Raw genomic sequence first — 23,461 nt, forward strand, 5'->3', positions numbered from 1 at the left:
CAGGGCCTGTCCGCAATTCGGGGGGACCGGATCTCACCTGCCGCTTCCAGGCGCTCTCGCCTGCCCGAGGAGTAGTCGTTCGATGAGCGAGCACCGTCGTAAAACGCCTCAACCGCAAGACGGGGGGCGTGCCGCGGCCCGACGAGCCGCGCCGCAGTCAGCAGGACGCCGCACGGAATCATCACAGAGGGTGACGAATGAGTCACCTTCAGGCTCGTATCCCGAAGAACGGCCGCCAGGTGGCCGCGCCGAAGCGCGTCGTGCCGCCCAGCGCGGCGGCCGGCGGCGTGGAGCCGAGGGGCCCGGCTCCGGGGGCCCGGGCGGCGGCGGAGGAGGTGGCCGACGTCGAGGCGGGGGCTCCGAGGGACCCGGCCGGGGCCGGGGAGACGGGCGGCCGGGCAAGAAGCGGATCATCGACTACCCGCGCCACGGCAAGTACGGCTTCCGGCGCTGGGTTCCGTCGTGGAAGCTGGTCTCCGGCCTCTGCCTGAGCTTCCTCGGACTCCTCATGGGTATCGCGGGGGTCTCGTACGCACTGGTGCAGACCCCCAAGGTCAGCGCCGCGGCCAGGGCGCAGAACAACGTCTACTACTGGGCCGACGGCTCGCAGATGGTCGCGACCGGTGGCGAGGTGAACCGGCAGGAGATCAGCTACGCGCAGATCCCCTCGGCCATGCGCTACGCGGTGATCTCGGCGGAGAACAAGTCGTTCGAGACGGACCACGGCATCGACCCGATGGGTATCGCGCGCGCCCTGTTCAACATGGCCAAGGGCGGCGAGACCCAGGGCGGGTCGACGATCACGCAGCAGTTCGTGAAGAACTCGATGCTCACCCAGGAGCAGACGGTCACCCGTAAGTTCAAGGAGCTCTTCATCACGCTGAAGGTGGGCAGCAAGATGAAGAAGGAAGAGGTGATGAAGGGGTACCTCAACGTCTCCTACTACGGACGGGGCGCCTCCGGCCTCCAGGCCGCGGCACGTACGTACTACGACAAGGACGCCACCGAGCTGAACCCGAGCGAGTGCGCCTTCCTGGCCACCCTGCTCAAGGGCGCCAGCTACTACGACCCGGCCGGGTCCCCCGACGTGGACCCGGTGGAGGCGACCGCCGACAAGAACCTGGACCGTGCCACGAAGCGCTGGAACTGGATCCTCGACGAGGAGGTCAAGGACGGCCACCTCGACGCGGCGGAGCGGGCCAAGTACACGAAGTTCCCGATGCCGGTGGAGCCGAAGAAGAGCGCTCAGCTCAGCGGGCAGACCGGTTACCTGGTGGACCTGGCCAAGAAGTACTTCCTCGCCAACAACAAGGCGAACATCGACGCCGACATCCTCGCGCAGGGCGGCTTCGAGATCCACACGACCTTCGACAAGAAGAAGGTCCAGCAGCTCAACACCGCGGTGAAGCGGGTCTACGACGAGAGGATCGACCCCAAGAAGCGTCCGACGAAGGACACCCACGTCCAGTTCGGCGGCGCCTCGGTCGACACGGCCACCGGTGCCATCCTCGCCATCTACGGCGGGCAGGACGCCACCAAGCACTACACCAACAACGCCGACGCCACGGGCGCGCAGGTCGGCTCCACGTTCAAGCCGTTCGTGCTGACGGCCGCCATGGAGTACGGCAAGCGGGACCCGGACCTGGGCGAGCAGCAGAGCGAGTCCGAGCGCACCCCGGTCTCGCCCAAGAGCATCTACAACGGCGACAACGAGTTGAAGATCAACGACTACACGGGCACGCCCTGGGAGAACAAGAAGGGCGAGCAGTGGCTCCAGACCAACGACGACCACACCTCCTACGGTGATGTGGACCTGCGGTACGCCATGCAGGAATCGATCAACTCGCCCTTCGTCCAGCTCGGTATGGACGTCGGTACGGACAAGGTGAAGGAAGCCGCCATCGCGGCGGGCCTGCGCGACGACAACTACATGGCCGACGACGAATTTCCGTCGTTCTCCATCGGCACCTCCTCGCCCAGCGCGATCCGCATGGCCGGCGCGTACGCCACGTTCGCCACCAGCGGCAGGCAGAACGATCCCTACTCGGTCACCGAGGTCAAGCAGGAGGGCGAGGTCGTCTACCAGCACGCGAAGAAGACCAGGACCGCCTTCGACTCCGCCATCGCCGACAACGTCACCGACGTGCTGAAGAACGTCGTCGAGCACGGCACCGGTACTTCCGCGCAGCTTCCCGGCAGGTCCGTGGCGGGTAAGACGGGTACCACGGACGAGAACATGTCGGCCTGGTTCGTGGGCTACACCCCACAGATCTCCACCGCCGTCAGCATGTTCCGGCTGGACGACAACGAGAAGCACAAGGACCGCGAGTTCGAGAGCATGTTCGGCACCGCCGGCGAGGACAAGATCCACGGTGCGTCGTTCCCGGCGCAGATCTGGCACGACTACATGGTCGGCGCGGTGAAGGGCACGAAGGTCGTGGACTTCCCCAAGCCCGAGCCCATCGGTGAGAAGGTCTACGGAGGCGGCGCGAGCCCCAGCCCGACCCCTTCGCCGACCCCCAGCAGCGCGTCGCCCACGCCGTCCGAGAAGCCGACGGTGGAGCCGACGCCGTCGACCATGTCGCCCACCCCCTCGCCCAGCGACACCTGCACCACCTGGGGCTGGAACACCTGCGCCCCGGAAGCGGCGACCGGCACGGGGACGGACAGCGGCACCGACACGACCGGTACGACCGACGGCAGCGACACCGCCGGTACGACGGACGGCAGCGATACCGAGGGCACGGACTCCAGCTCCACCGGCAATGGCAACGGCAACGGCAACAGTTCCAACGGCTCCAACGGCTTCATCACCACGGGCGGAGGCGGCGGATAGCCGAAACCGCTGTCGGGCCCGCACCGGGCCGTGTACGAGGGCCGTCCGCACCCAGCCAGGTGCGGGCGGCCCTCCGCCGTGTCCGGCGGTCCCCCGCACCCCGCACAGCCCGGTACGGCAGGATGTGGCGCATGCCAAGCGCAGAAGAGACCAGCGAGGACCAGGAGCAGGCCGTCGCACCCACCCGGCGGGACGAGATCGCCGCTGCCGGTGCCGAGTTGATCGGCGGGCCGGCGGGCCGGTTCGCACGGTTCGGCGGCGGAGCGCTGACGGCCGTGCGGGTGGTCGCCCTGGTGGCGATCGGGATGTTCGCGCTCGGCATGGTGCAGAAGCTCCCCTGTTACGACTGGGCGTGGTTCAGAGGCACCAGCTCGCAGTACACCCATGCCTGCTACTCCGACATCCCTCACCTCTTCGTCGGGCGGGGCTTCGCGGACGGGCTGCTGCCGTACTTCGACCGGCTCGGCGGCGACATGCAGTACCTCGAATACCCGGTCCTGACCGGGTTGTTCATGCAGGTCGCCTCTTGGCTCACGCTCACTCCGGACAGCGACCCGATGCAGCAGCGCGAGCAGATGTACTGGCTCGTCAACGCCGGCCTGCTGATGATCTGCGCGGTGGTGGCGGTCGTGTGCGTCGCGCGCACCCACCGCCGCCGCCCCTGGGACGGGCTGCTGGTCGCCCTGGCGCCCGCCTTCGCGCTCACCGCCACGATCAACTGGGACCTGCTGGCCGTCGCCCTGACCGCCGCGGCGATGCTGATGTGGTCGCGTGGGAGGGCGGTCGCGTTCGGCGTCCTGATCGGGCTGGCGACGGCGGCGAAGCTGTATCCCGCTCTGCTGCTCGGACCGCTCCTGGTGCTCTGCTGGCGCGCGGGGAAGTGGCGGCCGTTCCTCGTCGCCGCCTTCTCGGCCGCGGTCGCCTGGCTGGTGGTGAACCTGCCGGTGATGCTGTACGCCTTCGACGGGTGGAACAAGTTCTACTCGTTCAGCCGGGAACGCGGCATCGATTTCGGGTCGTTCTGGCTGATCATCACGCAGCGCGTCGGACGCCCGATCGAACCCTCCGTCGTGAACGTGGCCTCGGTGGTGCTGATGGGGCTCTGCTGCCTCGGCATCGCGTCCCTGGCACTGGTCGGGCGGCGCAGGCCGAGGTTCGCCCAGCTCGCGTTCCTCGTGGTGGCGGCCTTCGTCCTGACGAACAAGGTCTACTCGCCGCAGTACGTGCTCTGGCTGATTCCGCTCGCCGCGCTGGCGCGTCCGCGCTGGCGTGACTTCCTGATCTGGCAGGCGTGCGAGGTGCTGTACTTCCTCGGCATCTGGATGTACCTCGCGTACACGAGCAGCGGCGACAAGCACCAGGGGCTGCCGCAGGACGGCTACCAGCTCGCCATCGTCCTGCACCTGCTGGGCACCCTCTACCTCGTCGCCCTGGTCGTGCGGGACATCGTGCTGCCGGACCGGGACGTCGTGCGCCAGGACGGCACGGACGATCCCTCGGGCGGCGTGCTCGACGGAGCGCCGGACGTGTTCGTGCTGGCGCCCATGGGCGCCCGGGAGTTCGAGGACGAGGCGTTCTGGGGCGAGCCGGCCGACTGGGAACCGGTGCGCGGCGGCGGGGCCGGCGACTGACCGGCCCCGCCGCGACAGACGTCCGGGGTTCTTCTCAGCGCTCGACGATGCGGTCGAACTGCGTGGTGGTGTGCCGCAGGTGCGCGACGAGTTCGTCGCCGACCCGGGGCTCCTGGGCGTCCGACGGCACGAACAGGATCGACACCTGCATGTGCGGCGGCTCGGCGAACCAGCGCTGCTTGCCCGACCAGACGAACGGCGACAGGTTGCGGTTGACCGTGGCCAGCCCCGCCCGGGCGACGCCCTTGGCGCGCGGCATCACGCCGTGCAGTGCCTTGGGCGCTTCCAGTCCGACCCCGTGCGACGTACCGCCGGCGACGACCACCAGCCAGCCGTCCGACGCCGCCTTGCCCTGCCGGTAGCCGAACCGGTCGCCCTTGACGACCGGCGTCACGTCCAGCACGGCGCCCCGGTACTCGGTGGCCTCGTGGTCGCCGAGCCAGAGCCGGGTGCCGATGCGGGCACGGAAGCGGGTCTGCGGGAACTGCTGCTGCAGCCGGGCCAGTTCCGCCGCCTTGAGGTGGCTGACGAACATGGTGTGCAGGGGCAGCCGGGCGTTGCGCAGCCGGTCCATCCAGCCGATGACCTCTTCCACCGCGTCCGAACCGTCGGTGCGGTCCAGCGGGAGGTGCAGTGCGAAGCCTTCGAGACGTACGTCCTCTATGGCGGCGTGGAGCTGTCCGAGCTCCTCCTCCTTGACCCCGTGGCGCTTCATCGAGCTCATGCACTCGATGACGACCCGGGCGCCGACGAGACCGTGCACCCCGTCGACGGAGGAGACCGAGCGGATCACGCGGTCGGGCAGCGGAACCGGCTCCTCGCCCCGCCGGAACGGCGTGAGGACGAGCAGGTCGCCGCTGAACCAGTCCTTGATCCGTGCGGCCTCGTACGTCGTCCCCACCGCCAGCATGTCCGAGCCGAAGCGGATGGCCTCGTCGGCCAGACGCTCGTGCCCGAAGCCGTAACCGTTGCCCTTGCAGACCGGCACGAGTCCCGGGAACTGATCGATCACGGACTTCTGGTGCGCCCGCCAGCGCGCGGTGTCGACGTAGAGGGAGAGCGCCATGGCCGGCCCGGAACCTTTCTGGTGGCTGCGGTGTCTGAGATCGCAGAGCGTACGGAGATGTCAACGGTGCGGACGGGCCCGGTCGTTCGCCGGGCCCGGCGGCGTCAGCGGCGCGACATGTAGATGTCGAGTGCCTTGTGCAGGAGCTTGTTGAGCGGGAAGTCCCACTCGCCGACGTACTCGACGGCTTCCCCGCCCGTACCGACCTTGAACTGGATCAGGCCGAAGAGGTGGTCGGTCTCGTCCAGGGAGTCGCTGATGCCTCGCAGGTCGTAGACGGTCGCGCCCATCGCGTACGAGTCGCGCAGCATGCGCCACTGCATGGCGTTGGAAGGCCGGACCTCGCGGCCGATGTTGTCGGACGCGCCGTAGGAGTACCAGACGTGTCCGCCGACGACCAGCATGGTCGCGGCGGAGAGGTTGACCCCGTTGTGGCGGGCGAAGTACAGCCGCATGCGGTTGGGGTCCTCGGAGTTGAGGACGGACCACATGCGCTGGAAGTACGAGAGGGGGCGCGGGCGGAAGTGGTCGCGCACGGCCGTGATCTCGTACAGCCGCTGCCACTCGGCGAGGTCCTCGTAGCCGCCCTGGACGACCTCGACACCGGCCTTGTCCGCCTTCTTGATGTTGCGGCGCCAGAGCTGGTTGAAGCCCTTGAGGACGTCCTCGAGGGAGCGGTTCGCGAGAGGTACCTGGAAGACGAAGCGGGGCTGCACGTCACCGAAACCGGCGCCGCCGTCCTCGCCCTGCTGCCAGCCCATCTTGCGCAGCCGGTCGGCGACCTCGAAGGCCCGCGGTTCGATGACCGTCGCCTCCACGTCCCGCAGGCGCTTCACGTCCGGGTCCTGGATGCCGGCCTTGATCGCCGTGGAGTCCCAGCGCCGGATGACGACCGGCGGGCCCATCTTCACCGAGAAGGCGCCCTGCTGCTTGAGGTGGGCGAGCATCGGCTGGAGCCATTCGTCCAGGTTGGGCGCGTACCAGTTGATGACCGGGCCCTCGGGGAGATAGGCGAGGTACCGCTTGATCTTCGGGAGCTGTCGGTACAGCACCAGTCCGGCGCCGACGATCTGACCGTTGTTGTCGAACCAGCCGAGGCTCTCCGACCGCCACTCCGTCTTCACGTCAGCCCACGCCGGGACCTGGCAGTGACTGGCCGCGGGCAGACTCTGGATGTACGCCAGATGCTGCTCGCGGCTGATGGTCCTCAGGGTCAGGCTCATGCGGGGCGCTCCTCGGCAGGTGTGTCCCCATCGGTCAGGGGCTCCGGCTCTCGCGCCGAAGCCTACTGTGAGCGGGGAGCGCCCGTTCTGGCCCGTACGGCACTTGGCTGCGAGCCGGTGGCCCGCGGGCCCCGGCGGAGCTGCCGCCGGGGCCCGGACGGGACGTGGTGGGTCAGCTGATCACGCTGCCGAAGAGGCCTCCGTGGGCCATTCCGAGGTAGAAGCCCACCGCGGCGGAGCCCAGCCCCATGATCAGGGCGAACCGCTCCCAGGTGGTCCTGGACACCCACATCCCGTAGCCGCCGGTCAGGATGCCCATGAGCCCGGCCCACGAGCTGAGCAGGTGCAGGTTGTGGAACATGGCGGTCACGAAGGCGAGGACGCCGAGGACCCCGGTCACCACCATCAGGATGTCCTGGAGCGGATGGGGCCTGCCGTCCGTGGCGAAGAGGGAACCGGTGGGGCGGTTCCGCGGGCGGGTGTGCGCTACCTGGGCCATGAAGTGCCTCCTGCCGAAGGGGCGGCGCGCTGAGACGCCGCTCACATCCGATATGTACAGATTGCGCATCCTTGGCCCAGGATTTCAACCCGGGGGTTCATGGCAGGTAGTCTGTACGGTCTGCACCGGTGTCTGCCTTGAGCCTGCCCGGCGGCCCTCTCCCTGAGGCGCCTGCCGAGCTCGTTGTTCCGCCCGACGGACACCGATGCGTACGCATCACGACCCTCCTGCCACGGAACGACCGTGGCCGCTGAGTCCAAAGGAGGTGGGTTCCACATGCGTCACTACGAAGTGATGGTCATCCTCGACCCCGATCTGGAAGAGCGCGCTGTCTCTCCCCTGATCGAGAACTTCCTCTCCGTCGTCCGTGAGGGCAACGGAAAGGTTGAGAAGGTCGACACCTGGGGCCGTCGTCGGCTCGCTTACGAGATCAAGAAGAAGCCCGAGGGCATCTACTCGGTCCTCGACCTGCAGGCCGAGCCTGCGGTCGTCAAGGAGCTCGACCGCCAGATGAACCTGAACGAGTCGGTCCTCCGGACCAAGGTCCTCCGTCCCGAGACCCACTGAGCATCTAGCTCAGCGGTCATCGGGTTCGAGTAGCAGCCAGCAGTAAGCAATCCCCGCCGAGAGGTTCATCCATGGCAGGCGAGACCGTCATCACGGTCGTCGGCAATCTCGTCGACGACCCCGAGCTGAAGTTCACCTCTTCCGGTGCGGCGGTCGCGAAGTTCCGTGTCGCGTCCACACCCCGCATCTTCGACCGGCAGACCAACGAGTGGAAGGACGGCGAAGGCCTGTTCCTCACCTGCTCGGTCTGGCGTCAGGCGGCGGAGAACGTCGCGGAGTCGCTTCAGCGAGGCATGCGCGTCATTGTGCAGGGCCGGCTGAAGCAGCGGTCCTACGAGGACCGTGAGGGTGTCAAGCGCACGGTCTACGAGCTGGATGTCGACGAAGTCGGCCCCAGCTTGAAGAGCGCCACGGCCAAGGTCACCAAGACCGCTGGTCGCGGTGGCCAGGGCGGCCAGGGTGGATACGGCGGCGGCGGCCAGCAGGGCGGCGGCAACTGGGGCGGCGGTCCCGGTGGCGGTGGCCAGCAGGGCGGCGGCGGCGCTCCCGGCGCTGACCCGTGGGCAACCGGCGCACCCTCCGGCGGCCAGCAGGGCGGGGGCCAGGGCGGCTGGGGCGGAAGCTCCGGCGGTTCCAGCGGCGGCGGCTACTCGGACGAGCCCCCTTTCTAGGTCCGGCTCGTACCCCCACTTCTTGATCACACAGGAGAAACACCATGGCGAAGCCGCCTGTGCGCAAGCCTAAGAAGAAGGTCTGCGCGTTCTGCAAGGACAAGACCCAGTACGTGGACTACAAGGACACGAACATGCTGCGGAAGTTCATTTCCGACCGCGGCAAGATCCGTGCCCGCCGCGTTACGGGCAACTGCACTCAGCACCAGCGTGACGTCGCCACGGCAGTCAAGAACAGCCGTGAGATGGCGCTGCTGCCCTACACGTCCACCGCGCGATAAGGGAAGGGTGACGCAGACATGAAGATCATCCTCACCCACGAGGTCACTGGCCTCGGTGCCGCCGGCGACGTCGTCGACGTCAAGGACGGATACGCTCGCAACTACCTGGTCCCGCGTGGCTTTGCCATTCGCTGGACCAAGGGTGGCGAGAAGGACGTGGCCCAGATCCGCCGCGCCCGCAAGATCCACGAGATCGCGACGATCGAGCAGGCCAACGAGATCAAGGCCAAGCTCGAGTCCGTGAAGGTTCGTCTGGCTGTTCGCTCCGGCGACGCCGGCCGCCTCTTCGGCTCCGTCACCCCGGCCGACGTCGCTTCGGCGATCAAGGCTGCCGGTGGCCCGGAGGTCGACAAGCGTCGCGTCGAGTTCGGTTCGCCGATCAAGACGCTTGGCGGACACCAGGTGTCCGTGCGCCTGCACCCTGAGGTTGCGGCGCAGCTCGGCGTCGAGGTCGTCGCTGCCTGAGGCAGTGCTCGTACGAGTTAGGTGAAGGGCCGTACCCCGCGGGGTACGGCCCTTCGTCGTTTCGCGTTTCACGTGAAACGCGGGCTTCTGCGAGAACTGCTGTCGTTTCACGTGAAACATGGCATTTCGCGCGTGTGCTCGGAGCTTTCTGCGTCTTCCGCCCGGGATCAGCGGGTGGCACCGGTGACCAGCCATCGCCCTGAGCGGGCGCGTAGCCAGAGGGTGATGAGCCGCACGGTCATCATCAGGTCCATGGCCCACCAGAGTGCGGTGAGCTCGCCGCCGAGGGTGGGGATCAGCAGGGCGACGGGGGCGAAAACGGCCAAGGTGACGAGCATCGCCAGAGCCAGATAGCGCCCGTCCCCTGCGCCCATGAGCACCCCGTCCAAGATGAAGACGACGCCGGCGATCGGCTGGGAGACTGCCACCACCAGCAGCGCGGGCAGCAGTGTGTCCCGTACCGACGAGTCGCTGGTGAACAGCGGGATGAAGAGGGGCCGGGCGAGCACGATGAGCGCGCCGAGCAGCACCCCTGCGGCGAGGCCCCACTCCACCATTCGACGGCACGCCTCACGCGCGCCCTTGGCGTCGCCGGCGCCGAGATAGCGTCCGATGATCGCCTGGCCGGCGATGGCGATGGCGTCCAGGGCGAAGGCTGTGAGAGTCCAGAGCGAGAGGACGATCTGATGCGCCGCGATGTCCACGTCTCCGAGCCGGGCGGCAACGGCGGTGGCGATGACCAGGACCGCGCGCAGGGAAAGGGTACGGATCAGTAGCGGAACTCCGGCCCGAGCGCTCGCGCGGATGCCTGCCGCGTCGGGGCGGAGAGACGCCTTGTGCCGTCGGGCGCCCCGGACGACCACGATCAGGTAGGCCACCGCCATGGCCACCTGCGCGATCACGGTGCCCCAGGCCGACCCTGCGATGCCCAGCCCGACGCCGTAGACCAGGACCGCGTTGAGGATCGCATTGGCGGAGAAGCCGCCGATGGCGACGTACAGCGGAGTGCGGGTGTCCTGGAGTCCGCGCAGAACTCCGGTCGCCGCCAGTACGACCAGCATGGCCGGTATCCCGAGAGTCGAGATGCGGAGATAGGTGGTCGCGTAGGGGGCCGCCGTCCCGGAGGCGCCGAAGATGTCCACGATCCATGGGGCGGTCGGAAGGACGGCGGCAACCACCAGGGCACCGAGGAGGAGAGCGAGCCAGATGCCGTCCATGCCCTGCCTGATCGCGGAGGCGAGATCACCCGCTCCGAGGCGGCGGGCAACGGCAGCGGTGGTGGCGTACGCGAGAAAGACGAAGACGCTGACGGCGGTCGAGAGGAGGGCGGCGGACACCCCGAGTCCAGCCAGTTGCCGGGTGCCGAGGTGACCCACGATCGCGCTGTCGACCATGAGGAAGAGGGGTTCGGCCACGAGTGCGCCGAAGGCGGGCACGGCGAGTGCGACGATCTCTCGGTCGTGGCGTCGGCGGCCTGATGCCGGTGTCGCGGGGGCCTTGGTCATAAGAGCCAATCCAATCTTCCACAGGTAATACACGCAAGCCCTTTGCGATCCTTACTTTCGAAGGGTCTGCGCGCGGGACCACGCGCCGCTCGCGGTGATCTCGGGCGGAGCGGGAAAGTTTTTCTCCCCCACAGTCGGTGGATGGAAAAACACCAGGTCAGGGGAGTGTGTATGCCGATGCTATGAGTTTGTCCACAGTGCTGTCCCCCGGTCCGTGCACAGGATCGGCGGACTTCTCCACAGCATCTGGTCCGTCGTCCACATGCCCTGTGGATAACCGGATTGGCTGACGGTGCGGAGCGGCCTACCGTGGACCGTCGCCCGTACTCCGGCCGTCCCTCGAAACGAGCTGAAGTCGAAGCTCAGGAAGCGGAGTCGGGTGTCCTGTTTGTCGGTGCTGTGCCGTAAGAAAGAGTGGCATGGCTAGGTCCGCGAAGCGGACGGGAGGAGGTGGCCCGGTGAGCATTCCGGAGCCTTTGGACGAGCCCTGGGCCGACGTCGGTCCCAGCGACCGTCTGCCTGTCTCCCGTCAGCGCCGCGGTGACCGCGGTGACCGCGGTGGCCGGGACGACCAGCACGACCGGGACCGTGACAACGGCTGGGACGGCGGTTCTCCGGGATTCGAGCGGGTTCCTCCGCAGGACCTGGACGCCGAGCAGTCGGTGCTCGGCGGCATGCTGCTCTCCAAGGACGCCATCGCGGAGGTCGTGGAGGTCATCAAGGGGCACGACTTCTACCGCCCCGCCCACGAGACCGTCTACACGGCGATTCTCGATCTCTACGCCAAGGGCGAGCCCGCCGACCCGATCACGGTCGCCGCCGAGCTGGTCCGGCGCGGCGAGATCACCAAGGTCGGTGGCGCGCCGTACCTCCACACCCTCGTCCAGTCGGTGCCGACCGCGGCGAACGCCTCGTACTACGCCGAGATCGTCCATGAGCGTGCCGTGCTGCGCCGTCTGGTCGAAGCGGGTACGAAGATCACGCAGATGGGCTACGCGGCCGACGGAGACGTCGACGAGATCGTCAACTCCGCCCAGGCCGAGATCTACGCCGTCACCGAGCAGCGCACCAGCGAGGACTACCTGCCGCTCGGCGACATCATGGAGGGGGCGCTCGACGAGATCGAGGCGATCGGCTCCCGCAGCGGGGAGATGACCGGTGTCCCCACCGGATTCACCGACCTCGACGCACTGACCAACGGCCTGCACCCCGGCCAGATGATCGTCATCGCAGCCCGCCCCGCCATGGGTAAGTCGACCTTGGCGTTGGACTTCGCACGGGCATGCTCGATCAAGGGCAACCTTCCGAGCGTGATCTTCTCCCTGGAAATGGGGCGGAACGAGATCGCGATGCGTCTGCTCTCGGCGGAGGCGCGCGTAGCGCTGCACCACATGCGCTCGGGCACGATGACGGACGAGGACTGGACGCGACTGGCCCGGCGGATGCCGGACGTCTCGGCGGCCCCGCTGTACATCGACGACTCGCCCAACCTCTCCATGATGGAGATCCGGGCGAAGTGCCGTCGTCTGAAGCAGCGCAACGACCTGAAGCTGGTGGTCATCGACTACCTGCAGCTGATGCAGTCCGGTGGTTCGAAGCGTGCCGAGAGCCGTCAGCAGGAGGTCTCGGACATGTCCCGAAACCTGAAGCTCCTCGCCAAGGAGCTGGAGCTGCCGGTGATCGCGCTCTCGCAGCTGAACCGAGGTCCCGAGCAGCGTACGGACAAGAAGCCGATGGTCTCCGACCTCCGTGAGTCCGGCTCCATCGAGCAGGACGCCGACATGGTGATCCTGCTGCACCGCGAGGACGCGTACGAGAAGGAGTCCCCTCGCGCCGGCGAAGCGGACCTGATCGTCGCCAAGCACCGTAACGGTCCGACCGCGACGATCACGGTGGCGTTCCAGGGCCACTACTCCCGCTTCGTGGACATGGCGCAGACCTGATCCCCGCTCCGGACGACGAGAGTGGCCGCAGCCGGCCGACGCCACTCCACCGAGTTGGAGGAGCCGGCAGATCGCTGGACCGCGAGGCTCAGGTCTGCCGACGGGGAAATGACCGACGATGATCTGCTGGCGGTCCTGCACGGAGCGGTCCGGGTCGCGACGTCCGCGGTGCGCACGGGCGGCGGTCTCTACGGCTGGAGTTTCTGGCCGCAGGCCGTCGGAGGCCGGGCCTGCCGCAGACGGCACGGGTCGCTGGTCCGGGCCGGTCGCGGCCCGTTCACACGGCTGCCGGTCCGCCTTCCGGGTACGGACTGATCATGGTGTCGAAGAAGCCGTCCGAGGGCCCGTCCAGGTAGGTCGACAGGTTCTCCAGGAAGGCGCGCAGCGGGGGCGTCGCGTTGTGGCGGTCGAGGTCTTCCTGGGAGCGCCAGACCTCGTACAGGAAGATGCGGCCGTCCTCGTGCTCGTGCAGGTGGTACTGCAGGTTGCCGGGCTCCTGCCTGGTGGGCGCCACGAAGGAGAGGAGGAGGCGCCGGACCTCGTCCGCGCGCTCCGGCCGGGGCCGGAGGAAGCCGTAGAGGGCGATGGGGCGAGCCGTGTTCGTCGTGGTGGTCATGGCGGCGAGACTAGGATCTCTCATCCGTGTGAGGTTCAAGGGGTTGTGAGGAGCGCCACATGAAGATCGGTGAGCTGTCCGAGGCGACGGGCACCTCCGTCAGGCTGCTGCGTTACTACGAGGAGCAGGGCCTCCTGGAGTCTCATCGCCTCGCGAGCGGCCACCGCCGCTACGAGGACGGCGCCCCGGTCGAGGTCCGCCGCATTCGCTCGTTCCTGGACGCCGGCCTGCCGACCCGGGTCATCCGGGACCTGCTGCCGTGCGTCGACGCTGACGGCACGGTCGACGGCTGCAAGTTGGAGGCTCTTCAGGACCACCTGGGGGGTCTGGACGACCGGATCTCCGCGCTGTCGCAGGCGCGCACCTCGCTGACCGGGCTCATCACCGCCACTCAGGCCCACGAGGGTTCGTCCGCCCCATGACGGTGCCGGGGCCTGAACGCCCCGGCACGGAATGGATTCGCGGGGCGGTGCTCGTCTCGACCATTCTTCGTTCCATGACGTCGTGGAACGAAGAACTGCTGCCGGCTACCCGCCGGGCCCTGCTGCACCGCACCGCCACCGCTCAGCGGGACGGGCGCACCCCCTCCATGGTGGCCGGAGTGCTCCGGGACGGGCGGATCGGCTGGAGCGGGGGGCGCAGCGGTGTCGACGGACATGAACCCGACAGCGACACCCAGTACAGGATCGGCTCGATCACCAAGACCTTCACCGCCGTCCTGGTCCTCCGGCTGAGGGACGAGGGGCTGCTCGACCTGGACGAGCAGGTGGAGAAGCACCTGCCCGGCTCCGGAGTCGGAGGGGTGAGCATCCGCCAGCTTCTCGGCCACGGTGCGGGCCTCACCGCCGAGACACCGTCCCCGTGGTGGGAACGGACGCCCGGAGAGACTCGCCCGGACCTGGCCGCTGTCCTGGGCGAGCAGCCCTTCCGGCACCCGGCCGGCCTCCGTCACCACTACTCGAACCCCGGTTACACCGTGCTCGGTTCCCTCGTCGAGGCCGTACGGGGTGACTCCTGGGAGGCGGTCCTGCAGCGCGAGATCCTGGAGCCGTTGGGGATGCGCCGTACGAGCGTGGAGCCCCGGGCTCCGCACGCGGGAGGCTGGGCAGTGCACCCCTGGGCGGATGTGATGTTGCCCGAGCCGAGCCACGATCTGGGGCTGATGGCTCCTGCCGGGCAGCTCTGGTCGACCGTCGGGGATCTCCTCACCTTCGCGGGCTTCCTCGCCGAGGGGGACGACAGGGTGCTGAGCGCTGCCTCGGTCCAGGAGATGCGGGCCCCCTCCGTGCCGCTCGAAAGCGGCGACTGGGAGGGTACGTACGGTCTCGGGCTCCAGGTCGTCCGCAGGGGCGGGCGCACTCTGTTCGGGCATTCCGGCTCGCTGCCCGGGTTCCTGGCCTGCCTCTGGGTGTGCGCGGAGGACGACGTGGCGGCCGTGGTGCTCACCAACGCGACGTCGGGTCCCCCGATCACCGAGGTGGCCCAGGACCTCGTACGGATCGTCGCGGAGGCGGAACCCCGCATCCCGGAGCCCTGGCGCCCGCTGCCCGAGGTCGACCAGGACCTGCTGGCCCTGACGGGACCCTGGTACTGGGGCACCCAGCGGTACGTGGTGAAGCTGCTCGACGACCGCGGTCTGGAGCTGGCCCCGCTGGCGGGGACCGGCCGGGGGGCGACGTTCCGGGCGGAGCAGGACGGCGGCTGGACCGGTCTCAGCGGATACCACGCGGGGGAGCGGTTGCGGATCGTACGGAACGACGACGGGTCGGTGGCCCATCTGGACCTGGGATCCTTCGTCTTCACCCGTGAGCCCTACGACCCGGTGGCGGCCATCCCCGGCGGTGTCGACCCGGAGGGCTGGCGAGGGCTGGCTCGCTGAGAGCCGCATCCGGTCTCCGTATCCGGTCCTCCCGGTCCGGTTCGGCGTTTCACGTGAAACGCCGAACCGGACCGGGAGGACCATGGACGTTGGTTCAGAGCGCGAGCTTGAAGCCCACGTGGCTCGGGGTGAAGCCCAGGCGCTCGTAGAACCGGTGAGCGTCCGTCCGGGACGCGTCGGAGGTCAGCTGGACCAACTGGCACTCCTGGCGACGGGACTCGTCAACGGCCCACTGGATCAGCCGCGTTCCGAGACCATTGCCGCGCTCCTCGCTGTGCACCCGGACCCCCTCGATGACGGAACGGGTGGCGCCACGCCGCGACAGGCCGGGGACGATGGTGAGTTGGGCGGTCCCCACCACCCGGTCGCCGCGCACGGCGACCATCAGGTGCTGATTCGCATCGCCCGCGAGCCGGTGGAACGCCTTCTCGTACGGTGAGAGGTCGTCGGGAGACTCGCGTTGTGCGCCCAATGGGTCGTCGGCGAGCAGCGCGACGATGGTCGGGATGTCGGCCAGGGTCGCGGGCCGTATCAGCAGTTCCTTCATGATCAACACCCTATGCAGCGGCCGTCCCGACGAACACTGCCTACGCGGGGACCTTGAGCCCCTCGACCGCCCTGACCAGCGGCGTCAGTTCGGGATGCTCGGCCGCCTCGTCGAGAGCGGCCCGCAGCGCGGTGTCGTTGGTGGGCCGGGCCTCCGTGAGCAGGGCGATGCCCGCTTCGGTCACGTCGGTGTAGATGCCCCGGCGGTCCGTGTCGCAGAGGTACCGGGTGAGCAGCCCCCTGTCCTCCAGGCGGGTCACCAGGCGAGTGGTGGCGCTCTGGCTCAGCACCACCGCGTCGGCCACCTGCTTCATCTGGAGATGGCCGCCGGGTCCCTGGTGCTGTCGGCTCAGTACGTCCAGCAGGGAGTACTCGCGGACGCTGAGGTCGTGACCGGCCTGCAGAGCCCGCTCGATGTGCGCCTCGATCTTTCCGTGCAGCAGGGAAAGAGCGCACCAGCCTTGGGAAAGGGCGGTCAGGGCGGGGTCCGTGGCGGTCATCGTCTCTCCTCCGTGCGGGAGCTGCTTGCCTCCAGGATAGGGGACGCGTGCAATAGCCCGCGCTTGCAATTAACCAGCGTCTGCAATTATTGTGGACGCCTGTAAGGCGCAGACGCAATCTTCAGAAGAGGTGAACCCATGCCGCTAGCGCTCCTCGCCCTCGCCATCGGGGCTTTCGGAATCGGGACCACCGAGTTCGTGATCATGGGGTTGCTCCCCGAGGTGGCCGCGGACTTCCAGGTGTCCATCCCGGCCGCGGGCTTCCTGGTCACGGGGTACGCGCTCGGTGTGGTCGCGGGCGCCCCGCTCATGACGCTGCTGGGTACCAAGATCAGTCGCAAGCGCATGCTGATGCTGCTGATGGGCCTCTTCATCATCGGTAACGTCGTGTCCGCCCTGGCCCCCGTGTTCGGCGTCATGATCGTCGGACGAGTGATCGCCTCGCTCGCCCACGGAGCGTTCTTCGGTATCGGATCGGTCGTCGCGGCCGACCTGGTGGCCCCGCAGAAGAAGGCCGGCGCCATCGCCATGATGTTCACCGGTCTCACCGTCGCCAACGTGGTCGGCGTTCCGCTGGGCACGTACATCGGCCAGACCGCCGGATGGCGGGTCACGTTCTTCGTCGTCGCCGGCCTCGGAGTGATCGGCCTGCTCGGCGTGGCGAAGCTCGTGCCGGAACAGCCCCGTCCCGAAGGCGTACGACTCCGTCATGAGCTGGCGGCCTTCCGGAACGTTCAGGTCCTGCTCGCCATGGCCATGACGGTGCTGGGCTTCGGGGGCGTCTTCGCCGCGATCACCTACATCACTCCGATGATGACCGGGATCGCCGGTTTCGCGCCGTCCTCGGTCACCTGGCTGCTGGTTCTCTTCGGAGTCGGCATGGTGGGCGGCAACCTGCTGGGCGGGAAGTTCGCGGACCGGCATCTGATGCCGATGCTCTTCGTCACGCTCGGCTCACTCGCCGTCGTCCTGGCCCTGTTCACCGTGACCGCGCACAACAAGATCGCCGCGGCCGTCACCATCGTCCTCATCGGCGCCCTGGGGTTCGCCACCGTGCCGCCCCTGCAGAAGAGGGTGCTGGACCAGGCGTCGGGTGCTCCGACACTGGCCTCCGCCGTTAATATCGGCGCCTTCAACCTGGGCAACGCGCTCTCCGCCTGGCTCGGCGGCATCGTGATCGCGGCCGGTTTCAGCTACACCGCGCCCAACTGGGTCGGTGCCGCACTCGCGGGAGCCGCTCTGATCCTCGCGGTGGTCTCCAGCCTGCTGGAGCGCCACCAGGCGCGGGACAGCCGGATCGCCGCCACCCACGTCCCCGAACCGGCAGCCGTGCCGGCGACGGCCCAGTCCTGACTTTCCCCCCGGGCCGTCCCCACGACGGCCCGTACCTCGCACCGCATCACGCAACACCCAGGAGAACACCTTGAGCACCACCACCCGCACCGCCGTCGCGCCGCTCACCATCGAGGACGCGGAGGCTCTGATCGAGGCAGCCCGTACCGCCGCCGAGGCGGCCGGCGTCGCAGCCGCCGTCACCGTGCTCGACGCCGGTGGGCACCTGCTCGCCTTCCGCCGGGACGACCGCGCCGTCCTCATCGCGGGCGAGACCAGCACCCGTAAGGCCTACACCGCCCTGCAGCTGAACTCCCCCACGGCCGACCTCGTGGAGGCGGTCCAGCCCGGCGGGATCTTCCACTCGTTGACGACCGCGCTCGACCGTCCGCTGCTCTTCATCGCGGGCGGAGTGCCGGTGCACCGCGACGGTCAGCTGATCGGCGCCGTGGGTGTCGGTGGCGGTGCTCCCCAGCAGGACCACGGATTCGCCACCGGCGCCGTGGCCTCGCTGGTCTGACGTCTTTCTCCCGACGCTCCGCGGCCGGGTCCGGTCGCGGAGCGTCCCGTTGACCCGGCAGCCGCGAGGGAGCGGCCGCCCCGTCAGCCCGTCGCGACGGTCAGCGGGGCGAATCTACGACTCCAGTCGCCGGGCACATCCGGGCACCCCTTGGCCATCAGCGCCGTGCTGGACACGGATGTCAGGCCGTGCTCGGCGAGCCAGCGCCGCAGCTCGGTGTGCCGGGCGTCGACTTCCACCCGCAGGGTGAGTTCCGTGACGGAGGCGAGCGAGGCCACCAGCGCCTTCGCGGTCTCCGTGTCCAGGGCGATGAGCGGCCCGACCACGTGGCTCCCGTCGCTGGGCCAGAGCGCTGCGAATCCCACCAGCTCGCCCGCCCGCTCGGCTACCCGGAAGTGATCCGAGAAAGCGGGCAACCGGGCGAGCACCTGCGTCCGCTCGCCGCCGAAGACCGGGGCGTCGAGCGCCATGACCGCCGGCAGATCCCGGGCCGTCGCCCGACGCGTCGTCGCGGACGCGTCGTCCGCTCCTTCGGCCTCCGCCCGCACGTCCTCCAGGAAACGTCCGACCAGCCTCTCCACGCTCCCCACGACGGCGAAGCCCAGCTTCTCGTAGAGAGGACGGCCCTGATCCGTCGCGAAGAGGGTCATGGGTGTGTCCCCGTGTGCGGCCAGAACATGGACGAGCAGACGGCGGCCCGCGCCCTGTCGTGCGAACCGCTCCGCGACCAGCATCATGCCGAGCGCGGCGTGAGTGGGTCCGTAGGAGGTCACCACACAGGCGGCCGCCAGCCCCTTGCCGGTGGGATCGTCGATGCCGTAGCCCGTACCCGCCGCGAGGAGCAGGCCCCACCGGTGTTCGTCCCGGGGCCATCCCCGGTCCTCGCTGAGATCGGCACAGGCGACCAAGTCGTCCCGGGTGAGAAGCCGGATGGGCAGGTTGTCGGGCAGGGCGTGCCGGATGCTGGGCATGGAAGCCAGGCTGTCCGACCGTGAGGCGGCCCGTCCACCCGTTTGTCCCTTCCTTCGCCAAGGTTTTCCGCGCCTGTCCCGGGCGGCTCGCCTTCCGTCCGCGCGTCGGATCGAGGTGCGAGGTGCGGCGTCGGCGCTGCGCCGGGCTAGCCGTAGGGCGTGTTTCACGTGAAACGCCACCGGGGTGCGGTGTCGGGGCGTGCCGGTATGCCCGTTAGGTGTCCGTTGGGGCGAAGAATCCGGCAGACTACGAGCCGGGGAGCCGCGAACAGTGTCGGGCCATTCAGTCGACCGAGAGACAGTTCGAGGCGAGGCACAGTCATGGACGCTCCGACCAGTGGTCCGGCTGCCGGATCTCCGCAGCCGCCCCCACCACCCCGCCCGCGCCGTGCGGCGCGGGCCGCCATCCCACAACCCGCCGGTTTCCCCCGGCCGGGCCCTCCGCAGGACGGTGAACCGGCCGCCCCTCCGCAGGACGGCGAACCGTCGGCCGACGCGGTACTGATCCGACGGAATCTGGCGGAGATCGGCCCGCGCGCCGACCGGGCCACGGCGCACTTCTACGCGGTGCTCTTCCTGGGCAGTCCCGAACTGCGCGAGATGTTTCCGGCAGCCATGGACGTACAACGTGAACGGCTCTTCCACGCACTGCTGACCGCGGCCGACCGCTTCGACGACCGGGTGGCGCTGACCGCTCACCTGTCGGCTCTGGGGAGGGGACATCGCCGGTACGGCACGCACCCCACGCACTACCCCGCTCTCGGAGAAGCTTTGTTGGCCGCGGTGCGCCGCCACGCGCCACTCACCTGGGACAGCGAGAGCGAGGCCGCCTGGGTCCGCGCCTACACGACCATCTCGCAGATCATGATCGACGCGGCGGCCGAGGAGGAGGCGCGGACCCCGGCCTGGTGGCAGGCCGAGGTGGTCACGCACGAGCGGAGAACTCCGGACATCGCGGTGATCACCGTGCGGCCGGACCGTGCCTACCCCTTTCTCGCCGGGCAGTACACGGCGGTGGAGACACCCTGGTGGCCGCGTGTCTGGCGGCAGTACTCCTTCGCCTCCGCGCCGCGCCCCGACGGTCTGCTCACCTTTCACGTCAGAGCGGTCCCGGCCGGCTGGGTCTCCCAGGCCCTGGTGCACCGGGCGGGACCCGGCGACGTGCTGAGGCTCGGCGCCCCGGAGGGGGCGATGACGGTCGACCACACCAGCCACACCGGGCTGCTCTGCCTCGGTGGCGGCACGGGCATGGCGCCCATCAGGGCGCTGGTCGAGGATGTCGCCGAACACGGCGACCGCCGGCGCGTCGACGTCTTCTGCGGGGCCCGCAGCGAGCGCGACCTCTACGACCTCGACGCCATGCTGCGACTTCAGCGGACGTACCCCTGGCTCGCCGTGCACCCGGTGGTCGCTGGCGGTCCGACCCGGGGCCGGACCGGGGAGATCCCGCAGGCGGTACGGGAGACGGGACCGTGGGACGGACGGGACGCCTATCTCGCGGGACCGCCCGGCATGATCCGCAGGGGCGTGCGCGCCCTGCGGGACGTGGGCGTCCCGGCGGGGCGCATCCACCACGACACCGTCGAGGAGCCGGTACGGACCGACCCGGCCTGAATCAACCCAGGTCGGGAGCGTGCATGGCCCGTACGCCTTCGATGTTGCCGTCCAGGTAGTGGCGGAGGGAGAGCGGGACGAGGTGGACGGCGGCGATCCCGACCCGGCTGAAGGGGATCCGGACGATCTCGTACTCCCCGCAGGGAGCCTCGATCTCGGGGCCGTGGCGTTTGGAGAGGTCCATCGACGCCAGCCGGCAGACGAAGAAATGCTGGACCTTCACCCCCGCCGACCCGCCTTCCGCGATGTGTTCGACGGTGTCGACGAAGCAGGGCACCACGTCGACGATCTTGGCTCCCAACTCCTCGTCGATCTCCCGGTGCAGGGCGTCGACGACGGTCGCGTCCTCGGGTTCGACCCCGCCGCCTGGTGTCACCCAGTAGGGGTCCACCCCCGGCTTGGTCCGCTTGATCAGGACGAGTCGGTCGCCGTCGAGCAGGATGGCGCGTGCGGTGCGCTTGACCACAGGGCGTTCGGTCATGGCAAGAGAGTGGCCCGTCGGCACCCTTCCGAAACTCCCGGCGGCCGTTTCACGAGTGGTGAGCGGCAGCACCGGTCCGTCATCCGTACGCGCCCGCGTGGAAGGGGAAGGGCTCCGGTGCGCACGGAGACCTCCACCCGTGCGCACCGGAACTCCGGATGATCGCCGCGCGGTCAGGCGGTGGCCGCGTCCAGAGCCTGCGCCACGTCGGCGAGCAGATCCTCCGGGTCCTCGGCGCCGACCGAGAAACGGACGAAACCCTCGGACACCGCGTCGCCTCCCCAGCGCCCGCGCCTCTCCGCGGTGGATCGCAGTCCGCCGAAGCTCGTGGCGTCGTCGACCAGCCTGAGCGCCTGCAGGAAGCGTTCTGCGGTCTTCCGGTCGGCCAGCTCGAACGAGACCACCGAGCCGAAGCGGCGCATCTGCCGCACGGCGACCGCGTACGAGGGGTCGGAGGGGAGGCCCGGGTAGCGCAGCCCGGTCACCTCGGGCCGCTCGACGAGCGCCTCGGCCAGGGTCAGCGCGGTGGCGCACTGGCGCTCGATGCGCAGCTGGAGCGTGGCGAGCGACCGGTGCGCGAGCCAGGCCTCCATCGGGCCGGGGATCGCGCCGACGACCTTGCGCCAGCGGCGGACCCCTGCGGCGAGATCGGCGTCCCGGCAGGTCACGTGGCCGAGCAGGATGTCTCCGTGACCGGTCATGCCCTTGGTGTCGCTGGCCACCGAGAAGTCGGCGCCCAGGTCCAGGGGGCGCTGGCCGATCGGGGTGGCCAGGGTGTTGTCGACGGCCACCAGGGTGCCGCCCGCGTGTGCCGCCTCGACCAGCCGCCGGACGTCGCACACGTCGAGGCCCGGGTTGGACGGCGTCTCGATCCAGAGCAGCTTGGCCCCTTCGAGGGCGGTCAGCTGGGCGTCGCCGCCGGTGGGCGCGGTGCGGACCTCCACGCCGTACGCCTCCAGCTGCTCCCGGACCAGCGGCAGTGCCTGGTAGCCGTCGTCCGGCAGGACGACGACGTCGCCGGCGCGTGTCTGGGAGAACAGGACGGCGGAGATCGCGGCCATGCCGGAGGCGAAGACGGTCGTCACGACCTCCTCGCCCGGCGCTTCCAGCTCGCCGATGGCCTTCTCCAGGTGCGTCCACGTCGGGTTGGTCTCCCGGCCGTAGGTGTACGGTCCGACCGGCTCTCCCGAGAGATGGAAGTGCGCGGCGAAGACCGGCCCGGGAAGGGTGGGTTCGTACTGCTGCGGCTCGGGGAGACCTGCCCGTACCGCCCGAGTTCCGTCGCCGATGGTGCTCATGCTGCGCTCCCTTGGTTCCTTCCCGGGCCGTCGCCGGTGCTGTATGCACCTTCTCAGCCCGGGAGAGAGGCCCGCCGGGGTGTCTCAGTCCTCGTCGGGGAGCGCGACGTGCATGGCCCAGGAGACGACGGAGATGATCAGGGCGCCCAGCGCGGCCGTCCAGAAACCCTCCACGTGGAAGCTGAGGTCGACGGCACCGGCCAGTGAGGAAGTCAGCTTCAGCATGAGGGCGTTGACGATCAGGGTGATCAGCCCCAGGGTGAGGATGAAGAGCGGCAGCGTGAGGAGCTTGACGACCGGCTTGACGATGAAGTTGACCAGGCCGAAGAGCAGGGCGACCAGAATCAGGGTGAGGACCTTGCGACCCGTGCCGGTGCCGGTCAGCGTGATGTCCTGGAGCAGCCAGATGGCCACCGCCAGTGCGGCTGCGTTGGCGGTCGTCTTGACTACGAAATTCTTCATGTGTCTGATCGTGGCAGACACCCACCACCGGGTACACCGTCCGTACGGGAACCCTGGACGACCACGAGGGGCGCACCTCACATGAAGGCATTCAGGCTCGACGAGCTGGAAGCGGAACGAGCTGCCAACGACGGCGCCTACCTGCAGTTCCTTCGCGAGCGGAACATGTCCGTGGGTCTCTACGCGCTGGACGCCGGCGCCCTCGATCCGCAGAGCCCGCACAGCCAGGACGAGGTGTATCTCGTCGTCAGCGGGCGGGCGTCGATCACCGTGGGCGTGGAGACGACCGTCGTGAGCCGGGGAAGCGTCGTCTACGTGCCGGCCGGTGTGGCCCACAAGTTCCACCACATCACCGAGGACCTGCGCGTCATGGTCGTTTTCTCCCCGGCGGAAGCCTGATCCTCCCGTCCGTTCCGCGGTCCCCGCCCCCAGGCCCCTGACCGGCCCGGCTGCGCTCCCTAGGGGATCGATCAGGGGAGTCCGGGGGGTACGGACCCCCCGGGGCCATCTCTTCCGCTCTAGCATCGGAGGCGGGAACCGGGAGGCCGGGGACCA

General features: G+C 69.1%; 25 protein-coding genes. 14 read left to right on the top strand and 11 right to left on the bottom strand.

The features are described from left to right. Positions 1 to 82: 82 nt before the first annotated feature. Positions 83 to 2,836, top strand: coding sequence for a transglycosylase domain-containing protein (locus OHT52_RS14630; RefSeq protein ID WP_328720586.1), 2,754 nt, complete (start codon positions 83 to 85; stop codon positions 2,834 to 2,836). Between the two features lie 131 nt (positions 2,837 to 2,967). Next, positions 2,968 to 4,467, top strand: coding sequence for a glycosyltransferase family 87 protein (locus tag OHT52_RS14635; protein WP_328720587.1), 1,500 nt, complete (start codon positions 2,968 to 2,970; stop codon positions 4,465 to 4,467). Between the two features lie 34 nt (positions 4,468 to 4,501). Here OHT52_RS14635 and OHT52_RS14640 read toward each other — a convergent pair whose 3' ends face one another. The 3 genes from OHT52_RS14640 to OHT52_RS14650 form a co-directional block, all read right to left on the bottom strand. Next, positions 4,502 to 5,533: an alanine racemase gene (locus tag OHT52_RS14640; protein WP_328720588.1), complete on the bottom strand. Its 1,032-nt coding sequence runs from the start codon at positions 5,531 to 5,533 to the stop codon at positions 4,502 to 4,504. A gap of 104 nt (positions 5,534 to 5,637) precedes the next feature. Then, positions 5,638 to 6,756: a lipid II:glycine glycyltransferase FemX gene (locus tag OHT52_RS14645; RefSeq protein WP_328720589.1), complete on the bottom strand. Its 1,119-nt coding sequence runs from the start codon at positions 6,754 to 6,756 to the stop codon at positions 5,638 to 5,640. Positions 6,757 to 6,928: 172 nt separating this feature from the next. Further along, on the bottom strand, positions 6,929 to 7,255 hold the full coding sequence (locus OHT52_RS14650) for a hypothetical protein (RefSeq protein ID WP_328720590.1): 327 nt from the start codon (positions 7,253 to 7,255) through the stop codon (positions 6,929 to 6,931). A 276-nt stretch (positions 7,256 to 7,531) separates the two neighbouring features. On the opposite strand from OHT52_RS14650, the gene rpsF reads away from it, so the two are divergent. From rpsF to rplI, 4 genes are all read left to right on the top strand, one after another. After that, positions 7,532 to 7,822, top strand: a complete 291-nt coding sequence (rpsF, locus tag OHT52_RS14655) for a 30S ribosomal protein S6 (protein ID WP_266706588.1) — start codon at positions 7,532 to 7,534, stop codon at positions 7,820 to 7,822. 71 nt (positions 7,823 to 7,893) lie between these two features. After that, a complete protein-coding gene (locus tag OHT52_RS14660; RefSeq protein WP_328720591.1) occupies positions 7,894 to 8,493 on the top strand; it encodes a single-stranded DNA-binding protein in 600 nt (199 codons plus the stop codon). A 44-nt stretch (positions 8,494 to 8,537) separates the two neighbouring features. Next, on the top strand, positions 8,538 to 8,774 hold the full coding sequence (gene rpsR, locus OHT52_RS14665; RefSeq protein WP_003967857.1) for a 30S ribosomal protein S18: 237 nt from the start codon (positions 8,538 to 8,540) through the stop codon (positions 8,772 to 8,774). Positions 8,775 to 8,792: 18 nt separating this feature from the next. Continuing rightward, complete coding sequence (gene rplI, locus OHT52_RS14670; RefSeq protein WP_266706586.1) at positions 8,793 to 9,239, top strand: 50S ribosomal protein L9; 447 nt, start codon at positions 8,793 to 8,795, stop codon at positions 9,237 to 9,239. Positions 9,240 to 9,406: 167 nt separating this feature from the next. On the opposite strand, the gene OHT52_RS14675 is transcribed toward rplI, so the two are convergent. After that, on the bottom strand, positions 9,407 to 10,744 hold the full coding sequence (locus OHT52_RS14675; RefSeq protein WP_328720592.1) for an MATE family efflux transporter: 1,338 nt from the start codon (positions 10,742 to 10,744) through the stop codon (positions 9,407 to 9,409). A gap of 476 nt (positions 10,745 to 11,220) precedes the next feature. On the opposite strand from OHT52_RS14675, the gene dnaB reads away from it, so the two are divergent. Together dnaB and OHT52_RS14685 are read left to right on the top strand one after the other, a co-directional pair. Further along, positions 11,221 to 12,687 (top strand): replicative DNA helicase, encoded by a 1,467-nt coding sequence (gene dnaB, locus OHT52_RS14680; protein WP_328723743.1) that lies wholly within the window; start codon positions 11,221 to 11,223, stop codon positions 12,685 to 12,687. A 108-nt stretch (positions 12,688 to 12,795) separates the two neighbouring features. Continuing rightward, positions 12,796 to 13,002: a hypothetical protein gene (locus OHT52_RS14685; protein WP_328720593.1), complete on the top strand. Its 207-nt coding sequence runs from the start codon at positions 12,796 to 12,798 to the stop codon at positions 13,000 to 13,002. Here OHT52_RS14685 and OHT52_RS14690 read toward each other — a convergent pair. Next, entirely contained in the window at positions 12,965 to 13,303 is a 339-nt protein-coding gene (locus tag OHT52_RS14690) for a putative quinol monooxygenase (RefSeq protein ID WP_328720594.1), read from the bottom strand. The two genes, OHT52_RS14685 and OHT52_RS14690, sit on opposite strands and share 38 nt — an antisense overlap. A gap of 59 nt (positions 13,304 to 13,362) precedes the next feature. Here OHT52_RS14690 and OHT52_RS14695 point away from each other — a divergent pair, with 59 nt between their 5' ends. Together OHT52_RS14695 and OHT52_RS14700 are read left to right on the top strand one after the other, a co-directional pair. Further along, positions 13,363 to 13,725 (top strand): MerR family transcriptional regulator, encoded by a 363-nt coding sequence (locus OHT52_RS14695; RefSeq protein WP_328720595.1) that lies wholly within the window; start codon positions 13,363 to 13,365, stop codon positions 13,723 to 13,725. Between the two features lie 74 nt (positions 13,726 to 13,799). Next, on the top strand, positions 13,800 to 15,182 hold the full coding sequence (locus OHT52_RS14700) for a serine hydrolase domain-containing protein (RefSeq protein ID WP_328720596.1): 1,383 nt from the start codon (positions 13,800 to 13,802) through the stop codon (positions 15,180 to 15,182). Positions 15,183 to 15,276: 94 nt separating this feature from the next. Here the strand turns inward: OHT52_RS14700 and OHT52_RS14705 are convergent, their stop codons facing one another. Continuing rightward, the gene (locus tag OHT52_RS14705; RefSeq protein ID WP_328720597.1) at positions 15,277 to 15,729 is read right to left on the bottom strand and encodes a GNAT family N-acetyltransferase; all 453 of its coding nucleotides are present in this window, start codon (positions 15,727 to 15,729) and stop codon (positions 15,277 to 15,279) included. 40 nt (positions 15,730 to 15,769) lie between these two features. Then, entirely contained in the window at positions 15,770 to 16,228 is a 459-nt protein-coding gene (locus OHT52_RS14710) for a MarR family winged helix-turn-helix transcriptional regulator (RefSeq protein ID WP_328720598.1), read from the bottom strand. 138 nt (positions 16,229 to 16,366) lie between these two features. Between OHT52_RS14710 and OHT52_RS14715 the strand changes: the two genes are divergently transcribed. Together OHT52_RS14715 and OHT52_RS14720 are read left to right on the top strand one after the other, a co-directional pair. Further along, positions 16,367 to 17,581, top strand: a complete 1,215-nt coding sequence (locus OHT52_RS14715; protein ID WP_328720599.1) for an MFS transporter — start codon at positions 16,367 to 16,369, stop codon at positions 17,579 to 17,581. A gap of 70 nt (positions 17,582 to 17,651) precedes the next feature. Beyond that, positions 17,652 to 18,080, top strand: a complete 429-nt coding sequence (locus OHT52_RS14720; protein ID WP_328720600.1) for a GlcG/HbpS family heme-binding protein — start codon at positions 17,652 to 17,654, stop codon at positions 18,078 to 18,080. A gap of 83 nt (positions 18,081 to 18,163) precedes the next feature. Here OHT52_RS14720 and OHT52_RS14725 read toward each other — a convergent pair whose 3' ends face one another. After that, positions 18,164 to 19,051, bottom strand: coding sequence for a GNAT family N-acetyltransferase (locus OHT52_RS14725; protein ID WP_328720601.1), 888 nt, complete (start codon positions 19,049 to 19,051; stop codon positions 18,164 to 18,166). A gap of 321 nt (positions 19,052 to 19,372) precedes the next feature. Here OHT52_RS14725 and OHT52_RS14730 point away from each other — a divergent pair, with 321 nt between their 5' ends. Further along, a complete protein-coding gene (locus tag OHT52_RS14730; RefSeq protein WP_328720602.1) occupies positions 19,373 to 20,665 on the top strand; it encodes a globin domain-containing protein in 1,293 nt (430 codons plus the stop codon). 1 nt (position 20,666) lies between these two features. Here the strand turns inward: OHT52_RS14730 and OHT52_RS14735 are convergent, their stop codons facing one another. From OHT52_RS14735 to OHT52_RS14745, 3 genes are all read right to left on the bottom strand, one after another. Continuing rightward, positions 20,667 to 21,146, bottom strand: a complete 480-nt coding sequence (locus OHT52_RS14735; RefSeq protein WP_328720603.1) for an NUDIX hydrolase — start codon at positions 21,144 to 21,146, stop codon at positions 20,667 to 20,669. 173 nt (positions 21,147 to 21,319) lie between these two features. After that, positions 21,320 to 22,444: a cystathionine gamma-lyase gene (locus tag OHT52_RS14740; protein WP_328720604.1), complete on the bottom strand. Its 1,125-nt coding sequence runs from the start codon at positions 22,442 to 22,444 to the stop codon at positions 21,320 to 21,322. A gap of 84 nt (positions 22,445 to 22,528) precedes the next feature. Further along, a complete protein-coding gene (locus OHT52_RS14745; protein WP_328720605.1) occupies positions 22,529 to 22,906 on the bottom strand; it encodes a phage holin family protein in 378 nt (125 codons plus the stop codon). An 81-nt stretch (positions 22,907 to 22,987) separates the two neighbouring features. On the opposite strand from OHT52_RS14745, the gene OHT52_RS14750 reads away from it, so the two are divergent. Continuing rightward, the gene (locus OHT52_RS14750; protein WP_328720606.1) at positions 22,988 to 23,305 is read left to right on the top strand and encodes a cupin domain-containing protein; all 318 of its coding nucleotides are present in this window, start codon (positions 22,988 to 22,990) and stop codon (positions 23,303 to 23,305) included. The last annotated feature ends 156 nt before the right edge of the window (positions 23,306 to 23,461 follow it).

It is taken from the genome of Streptomyces sp. NBC_00247, from assembly GCF_036188265.1.
Lineage (GTDB): Bacteria > Actinomycetota > Actinomycetes > Streptomycetales > Streptomycetaceae > Streptomyces.

Bases quoted from the DNA above. Each gene is read 5' to 3' on its own strand.
- OHT52_RS14630 (WP_328720586.1), top strand. From the start codon at position 83: ATGAGCGAGCACCGTCGTAAAACGCCTCAACCGCAAGACGGGGGGCGT.
- OHT52_RS14635 (WP_328720587.1), top strand. From the start codon at position 2,968: ATGCCAAGCGCAGAAGAGACCAGCGAGGACCAGGAGCAGGCCGTCGCA.
- OHT52_RS14640 (WP_328720588.1), bottom strand. From the start codon at position 5,533: ATGGCGCTCTCCCTCTACGTCGACACCGCGCGCTGGCGGGCGCACCAG.
- OHT52_RS14645 (WP_328720589.1), bottom strand. From the start codon at position 6,756: ATGAGCCTGACCCTGAGGACCATCAGCCGCGAGCAGCATCTGGCGTAC.
- OHT52_RS14650 (WP_328720590.1), bottom strand. From the start codon at position 7,255: ATGGCCCAGGTAGCGCACACCCGCCCGCGGAACCGCCCCACCGGTTCC.
- rpsF (WP_266706588.1), top strand. From the start codon at position 7,532: ATGCGTCACTACGAAGTGATGGTCATCCTCGACCCCGATCTGGAAGAG.
- OHT52_RS14660 (WP_328720591.1), top strand. From the start codon at position 7,894: ATGGCAGGCGAGACCGTCATCACGGTCGTCGGCAATCTCGTCGACGAC.
- rpsR (WP_003967857.1), top strand. From the start codon at position 8,538: ATGGCGAAGCCGCCTGTGCGCAAGCCTAAGAAGAAGGTCTGCGCGTTC.
- rplI (WP_266706586.1), top strand. From the start codon at position 8,793: ATGAAGATCATCCTCACCCACGAGGTCACTGGCCTCGGTGCCGCCGGC.
- OHT52_RS14675 (WP_328720592.1), bottom strand. From the start codon at position 10,744: ATGACCAAGGCCCCCGCGACACCGGCATCAGGCCGCCGACGCCACGAC.
- OHT52_RS14685 (WP_328720593.1), top strand. From the start codon at position 12,796: ATGACCGACGATGATCTGCTGGCGGTCCTGCACGGAGCGGTCCGGGTC.
- OHT52_RS14690 (WP_328720594.1), bottom strand. From the start codon at position 13,303: ATGACCACCACGACGAACACGGCTCGCCCCATCGCCCTCTACGGCTTC.
- OHT52_RS14695 (WP_328720595.1), top strand. From the start codon at position 13,363: ATGAAGATCGGTGAGCTGTCCGAGGCGACGGGCACCTCCGTCAGGCTG.
- OHT52_RS14700 (WP_328720596.1), top strand. From the start codon at position 13,800: ATGACGTCGTGGAACGAAGAACTGCTGCCGGCTACCCGCCGGGCCCTG.
- OHT52_RS14705 (WP_328720597.1), bottom strand. From the start codon at position 15,729: ATGAAGGAACTGCTGATACGGCCCGCGACCCTGGCCGACATCCCGACC.
- OHT52_RS14710 (WP_328720598.1), bottom strand. From the start codon at position 16,228: ATGACCGCCACGGACCCCGCCCTGACCGCCCTTTCCCAAGGCTGGTGC.
- OHT52_RS14715 (WP_328720599.1), top strand. From the start codon at position 16,367: ATGCCGCTAGCGCTCCTCGCCCTCGCCATCGGGGCTTTCGGAATCGGG.
- OHT52_RS14725 (WP_328720601.1), bottom strand. From the start codon at position 19,051: ATGCCCAGCATCCGGCACGCCCTGCCCGACAACCTGCCCATCCGGCTT.
- OHT52_RS14730 (WP_328720602.1), top strand. From the start codon at position 19,373: ATGGACGCTCCGACCAGTGGTCCGGCTGCCGGATCTCCGCAGCCGCCC.
- OHT52_RS14735 (WP_328720603.1), bottom strand. From the start codon at position 21,146: ATGACCGAACGCCCTGTGGTCAAGCGCACCGCACGCGCCATCCTGCTC.
- OHT52_RS14740 (WP_328720604.1), bottom strand. From the start codon at position 22,444: ATGAGCACCATCGGCGACGGAACTCGGGCGGTACGGGCAGGTCTCCCC.
- OHT52_RS14745 (WP_328720605.1), bottom strand. From the start codon at position 22,906: ATGAAGAATTTCGTAGTCAAGACGACCGCCAACGCAGCCGCACTGGCG.
- OHT52_RS14750 (WP_328720606.1), top strand. From the start codon at position 22,988: ATGAAGGCATTCAGGCTCGACGAGCTGGAAGCGGAACGAGCTGCCAAC.